This window comes from Granulibacter bethesdensis, from assembly GCF_001889545.1.
Lineage (GTDB): Bacteria > Pseudomonadota > Alphaproteobacteria > Acetobacterales > Acetobacteraceae > Granulibacter > Granulibacter bethesdensis_B.
This window is the reverse complement of record NZ_CP018194.1, coordinates 1,663,147-1,669,280: the sequence shown is the minus strand read 5'-3', so window position 1 is coordinate 1,669,280 and position 6,134 is coordinate 1,663,147. Positions and strand designations below refer to the sequence as shown.

Sequence of the window (6,134 nt, the reverse complement as noted above, 5' to 3'; positions counted from 1 at the left end):
GGTATAATTAAATATAAAAAAACAAAAATAAAATTCAAAATTGAGAAAAATAAAACGAAATTATAATAATAATAATAATTTTTCGTTTTATTTTTCTACCTCTTGACTGCAGTAAATTTTTCTGTTTTACATAATTTTAAATTAATGATGGAAAATTTATTGAGATAATAAAATAAAAAATAAAAATTGTGCCTTAGTATAAGGATTTATTTTTATAATAAAATTTCAAATAAAATATAATGAGGTGGTGTAGTAATCTTTGAACTTTGGTAGCACATATGGAAAATATGTATTCAGATATTCATGCAACGAAAGACATTCTGTATCGGGATGATGATATGAATGCTGGAAGTAATTTTCTGCAGGTGCGAGAAAGATCCGATCGATTACGACAGATCATGAAAGAGCTTGGCGGTAATAATATACTGTCAAAGAAATCGGGTGTACCAGTTGGTAACCTTAATCGCTATATCGCTGGACAGGAGATGAAAGTCAGCGCCCTCGTGGCTTTGGCTCAAGCATGTGGTGTCAGTGTTGAATGGCTTGCGACAGGGAAAGGTAAAAAAAATACCTCTCCGGATGAAAGTCCGACTGCTGATCTTGCTTTAGGTGATGTTATTAGTCTTCCTTATTTTGATAAGGAAGTTGCAAGTAAATATGAATATTTAAACGATAATCAGAGAATTGCTCCTAAAAGCTATCTTTTTGAGCGGCAGTTTGTGGAGAGTTGTTTCAGGGGAACCAATGGGCTGGTCATATTTAATGTCCTGGCTGACAATATGACTCCCACAATTTATAAGGACGATAATCTGGTTATTGATACGAATGAGTCAGTGGTTTATGACGGTGTTTATGCTGTCGTTATTAATGAAATTATAAATATAAAGCGTATTAAATCAAAGCATAATAATAATTTTATACTGAGTAATGATAATATTTTATATAATTCTTCTGATATAGAGGTTAAAAATATAGGATATAATAGGAAAGAAAACTGCTTCATATTTGGAAGGGTTGTTTCTATTATTAGGGCATTCTAGATAAAGATTGAAAATCAGAATTTTATATGTGCTTCCGCCACATCGAATGATTGTGGCGGTTTTGCATTATTTGTAGTATTATCAGTGTATTCGAGTTTCCATACTACAGAATAGTACAAAATTCCAAATTCTGTTATAATAAAATGCTCTGGACATATAGTAATGTCTGCATTTAAAAATCTGATAATCTGTGCAAAAAGAACTTCAAAACTGATAGAAGTTATTCTTCTGGTGCTGATGAATATTATGCTACTGGTCCATATTGCATAGATTGAAAACAAATATTGAATAAAATAGTGACAGACAAATACATTTATTCGAACCAGTTCTGATTAAAATCAAAACCACAGAAAGTGTTCATTCCACCGCCACTGATGGAAGGCATTAGATGTTCGAAAAGCTGTTTTCAGAAGTTAATAAATTGTGATATTTCTGGATTTTATACGGTTCTGTATACGGGGATGGTGACACGCAGCCCTATCATCTGTCCTAAAACTTGCACTTGCAAAAGGATGCCTGACCGCTTTATGGATTCACAATGAACGATGGAGCAGCCATAGCGCCCGGCTACCGGTGCCTGATGAGCAGCAGGGGAGATAAGGCCTGCTGGGCTTCATCTATGTCTGCCTTCCGGCTTATCCTTCGACTTACGTTCCCCTGGGCATAAAGCCGGGCCTACGGTCGGCTGTGCTCAGGGGAAGCCTCTCCCTGCTGATGTTCCTTTTCACGGTGCGTTCTGCTGGGAGTGGTCAAGCGCAGATCCGCCATGCGGAAGCTGCCCGGTCCCAGGCGTAGTCTGGGTCGTCTAAAAGGGAATCAGCGATGACTGATCGCCAGGGACACAACGCATTATGACCATCAGCCACCCCAGTTTCGGTGATATTGACGATAGCCGGATCATTATTTTTGACACGACACTCCGCGACGGGGAGCAATCCCCCGGTTTCTCCATGAATCTGGATGAGAAACTGCGTATGGCCGACATGCTGGCGGAGCTGGGAGTGGACGTGATTGAAGCCGGTTTCCCGGTTGCTTCCCCCGGCGACTGGGAAAGCGTGAATGCCATTGCGGCAAAATTTGCCAAGGATGGTCCCGTTGTTGCCGGTCTGGCCCGCACAGGCGGCCGCGATGATATCGTACGGGCGGGAGAGGCGATTCGGCCTGCGGCCCGGCGTCGCATCCATAACTTTATCAGCACTTCACCCCTGCATATGAAATACAAGCTGCGGATGGAGCCAGAAACGGTTCTGGAGCTGATCGTTCAGGGTAATGAGCAGGCGCGTCGTTTTACAGACGATGTGGAATGGTCTGCCGAAGATGGCAGCCGGACAGAGCCCGAGTTCCTGTGCCGCTGTGTGGAGGCCGCCATCAAGGCTGGCGCCACCACCATCAATATTCCTGATACTGTCGGGTATGCCACGCCGGAGGATATGGAACGCATTTTCCGTATGCTGAAGGAGCGGGTTCCGGGGGCGGAGAAGGTGATTTTTTCGGCTCACAACCATGATGATCTGGGGTTGGCTGTGGCCAACACGATCGCTTCGATCAGGGGTGGGGCGCGTCAGGTGGAGTGCACCATCAACGGCATTGGCGAGCGTGCGGGCAATGCTGCGCTGGAAGAAATCGCCATGACCCTGCGTACCCGTCATGACGTGTTACCCTATTCCAGTGGCCTGGTGACGGAAAACATTCTGCGTACCTCTAAACTGCTGGCCACCATTACCGGTTTTGATGTGCAGCCGAACAAGGCGATTGTTGGTCGAAACGCTTTCGCGCATGAAAGCGGCATCCATCAGGATGGTGTGCTCAAAAATGCCGCGACCTATGAGATCATGACGCCGGAGAGCGTGGGCTGGACCAAATCCTCGCTGGTCATGGGCAAGCATTCTGGCCGTGCGGCCTTCCGCGACAAGCTGAAGGCGCTGGGCTATGGGGAGCTGGGTGAAAATGCCCTGAACGACGCTTTCCGACGCTTCAAGGAAGTCGCCGACCGTAAGAAAGTCATCTATGACGATGACATCGTTGCCCTGGTGGACGATGAGGTGAATCGCAGCCATGAGCGCATCGGTTTTGTCTCTGTCGAGGTGCGGGCAGGTTCCCGCGGTCCGGCTACAGCGGTGGTTGAGCTGGATGTGGATGGAGAAATAAAGCAGGCCGATGCGCAGGGTGATGGCCCTGTCGATGCGATTTTCAACGCAATCGGCATGATCTTTACGCATGATGTGGAGGTCAAGCTCTACTCCGTCGGTGCCGTGACTGACGGTGCCGATGCGCAGGCCCGCGTGACTGTGCGGCTGGAGGAAAATGGGAAGATGGTGGACGGGCAGGGGGCTGATACCGATACGATGGTAGCTTCCACACGTGCCTATGTTCATGCACTCAACAAGCTCCTGGTCAAGCGTGACCGGCGGGAGCCTGAGGCTTTGACGGCATGACCAAAGGGCGGCAGGCTCTGGAGCCTGCCGCCTTTCCTATCTGAGAGGTAGGTCTCCGAGGTTGGTTTCAGTAGCGGCGGCCCTGCGGCGTAGTGGCCGCGCCGACAGCAGCACCGCCTAACCCACCGATCAGCGCACCAACACCGGCATTGCCCCCAGTGGCCGCACCCATCAGGGCTCCCCCACCAGCACCAATGGCACCGCCGCTCAATGCGCGGGTCCCCATATCGCGGCCACATGCGGCTAATCCGCTTGCCAGCGCCATGAGAAGGGCAACGGTTGCAATCATACGCATCAGCTTATTCCTCTCCAGCGGGATATCGTTCTTATCTGGCTCCGCGCGGGGCATTTCCGACCGTGACAGTTTGAAGTTTCATCGGTGACCGAACTCCTTGCGTGCCGATAGCGCTGGATGAACGTTTGGAAGGGGGCTGGGATGCGTTCCAATGATGCGACGAGCGTAATTCTGGGATAATTTGTATTATGAAGGCATTATGAACCCTTGGGATCATATTCCGATAGTGGATCGATTGTTGCTGCCTCTTGCCCTGTGTGCTCAGCCCCGCTAAGCCCAGCCGGCCCCTTTCCATTCCGTTGCAGAGGCCTCCTCGGATGTTTTCTCGCCTCCTTGGCGTCATGTCAGCAGACATGGCCATTGATCTTGGGACTGCCAACACGCTGGTTTACGTCAAGGGCAGGGGCATTGTGCTTGCCGAGCCGAGTGTGGTCGCCATTGCCGAGGCCCGCGGGCGCAAGCAGGTGCTGGCAGTTGGTGAGGAGGCCAAGAACATGCTGGGCCGCACCCCCGGCAATATTCAGGCGATCCGTCCCCTGCGTGATGGCGTGATCGCCGATTTCGAGGTGGCGGAGGAAATGATCAAGCATTTCATTCGCAAGGTGCATAGCCGCAGCCGCTTTGCCTCTCCTCTGATCATTGTTTGCGTGCCATCGGGCTCCACCGCGGTGGAGCGTCGGGCTATTCAGGAAAGTGCCGAGAGCGCCGGGGCGCGTCGTGTGCTGCTGATCGAGGAGCCCATGGCGGCAGCCATCGGTGCCGGTCTACCGGTGACCGAGCCTTCCGGTAGCATGATCGTTGATATCGGTGGTGGCACGACCGAGGTTGCAGTGATCTCGTTGGGCGGGATCGTCTATGCGCGCTCGGTCCGGGTCGGTGGCGACAAGATGGATGAGGCGATCATCAATTACATCCGCCGGAATCATAACCTTCTGATTGGTGAAAGCTCGGCCGAGCGGATCAAGATGGATATCGGCGCCGCCAGTGTGCCATGGGACGATGATGACGGACCGTGGCGGCAGGTAAAGGGCCGCGATCTGATGAATGGTGTGCCGCGTGAAGTGGTGGTCAGCCAGCGCCAGATTGCTGAAAGCCTGATCGAGCCGGTGACGGCGATTGTGGAGGCAGTCAAGGTGGCGCTGGAAAACACGCCGCCGGAACTTGCGGCCGATATTGTCGATAAGGGTATTATGCTGACAGGCGGCGGCGCGCTGCTGAACCGCCTGGATCAGGTATTGAGAGATGCGACCGGGCTGCCAGTGGCGGTTGCTGAGGATCCTCTGCAATGTGTGGCGCTGGGAACAGGCCGGGCGCTGGAGGAGATGAAGCGGCTTCGCAATGTGCTGACAACGATGTATTAACTTTGAGGAGGGAGCAGAATGATGCTGATGGCTCCCTTTCTGTATCAGCCGAGGCACGGCTTATACCCGCGCGATTGTGAGGAGCGAGCGTAGGCTTGATCCGTTTATCCGTTCCCGTCCGGCAGGCTCTGGCGCGGCTGACTTTGCCGGTGTTGATGGCTGCCGCTTTTGCCCTGATGCTGCTTGGCAAGGTTGATGTCAGGCTGGCAGAGCAGGCCCGTACGACAGCGGCGGATCTTCTGGCTCCGATCTATGCCGCGCTTGATGCGCCGATCAGTGCTATCCGTACAGTTTTTGACAATGTGCGGCATGTGACCACCCTGTCCCAGGACAATGCCGTGCTGCGTGAGGAAAATCAGCGCTTGCGCCGGTGGCAGGCGGTAGCATTGGCGCTGGATGACGAAAACGCCATGCTCAAGGCACAGCTTCACTGGCTGCCGGATCCACCCGCCCCCTATGTGACGGCAAGGGTTGTCGCTGATGCCGGCGGTATTTACGCACGCTCCGTGCTTCTATCAACCGGACCGCATGCGTCTGGTGGCGGAGGATTCGTACGGAAAGGTGAAATTGCTCTGGATGATCGCGGTCTTGTCGGACGCGTGAATGAGGTTGGTAACAGAAGTGCGCGTATTCTGCTGATCACCGATATGAACAGCCGGATACCGGTTTCTCTGGATAAAAGTCAGGCCCGCGCTATTCTGGTTGGCACCAATGGTACAAGGCCACGTCTGCTCTATTATCCTGACAATGCACAGCCGATGGAGGGGGAGCGGGTGGTGACGAGCGCCGAAGCCAATGCTTTTCCGGCCAATCTGCCTGTCGGGATCGTTCACTACAATGCCAATCATGTGCCCGAAGTACAGCCCTTTGCCGACCTGTCGAGGCTGGAGGCGGTGCGTATTTTCGATTACGGCCTGCATGGTATCCTGCCACCGGATGCGAAGGTGACGCGGGTGGAGCCGCGCCAGAAATCCTCCGCCCGGGTGCATTAACCGGCTTGGGG

At 52.1% G+C, this 6,134-nt stretch carries 5 protein-coding genes; 4 read left to right on the top strand and 1 reads right to left on the bottom strand.

Annotated elements, in window-relative coordinates; all coding sequences use genetic code 11:
• The first annotated feature begins 278 nt into the window (after positions 1 to 278).
• Both GbCGDNIH8_RS07660 and GbCGDNIH8_RS07655 read left to right on the top strand, forming a co-directional pair.
• On the top strand, positions 279 to 1,040 hold the full coding sequence (locus GbCGDNIH8_RS07660) for a LexA family transcriptional regulator (RefSeq protein WP_072612685.1): 762 nt from the start codon (positions 279 to 281) through the stop codon (positions 1,038 to 1,040).
• Between the two features lie 851 nt (positions 1,041 to 1,891).
• Positions 1,892 to 3,475, top strand: coding sequence for a 2-isopropylmalate synthase (locus GbCGDNIH8_RS07655; RefSeq protein WP_072572739.1), 1,584 nt, complete (start codon positions 1,892 to 1,894; stop codon positions 3,473 to 3,475).
• A 67-nt stretch (positions 3,476 to 3,542) separates the two neighbouring features.
• On the opposite strand, the gene GbCGDNIH8_RS07650 is transcribed toward GbCGDNIH8_RS07655, so the two are convergent.
• The gene (locus GbCGDNIH8_RS07650) at positions 3,543 to 3,770 is read right to left on the bottom strand and encodes a cell envelope biogenesis protein OmpA (protein ID WP_072572738.1); all 228 of its coding nucleotides are present in this window, start codon (positions 3,768 to 3,770) and stop codon (positions 3,543 to 3,545) included.
• Positions 3,771 to 4,087: 317 nt separating this feature from the next.
• Here GbCGDNIH8_RS07650 and GbCGDNIH8_RS07645 point away from each other — a divergent pair, with 317 nt between their 5' ends.
• Positions 4,088 to 5,131: a rod shape-determining protein gene (locus tag GbCGDNIH8_RS07645; protein ID WP_072572737.1), complete on the top strand. Its 1,044-nt coding sequence runs from the start codon at positions 4,088 to 4,090 to the stop codon at positions 5,129 to 5,131.
• Positions 5,132 to 5,226: 95 nt separating this feature from the next.
• The gene (mreC, locus tag GbCGDNIH8_RS07640) at positions 5,227 to 6,123 is read left to right on the top strand and encodes a rod shape-determining protein MreC (protein WP_081368903.1); all 897 of its coding nucleotides are present in this window, start codon (positions 5,227 to 5,229) and stop codon (positions 6,121 to 6,123) included.
• The last annotated feature ends 11 nt before the right edge of the window (positions 6,124 to 6,134 follow it).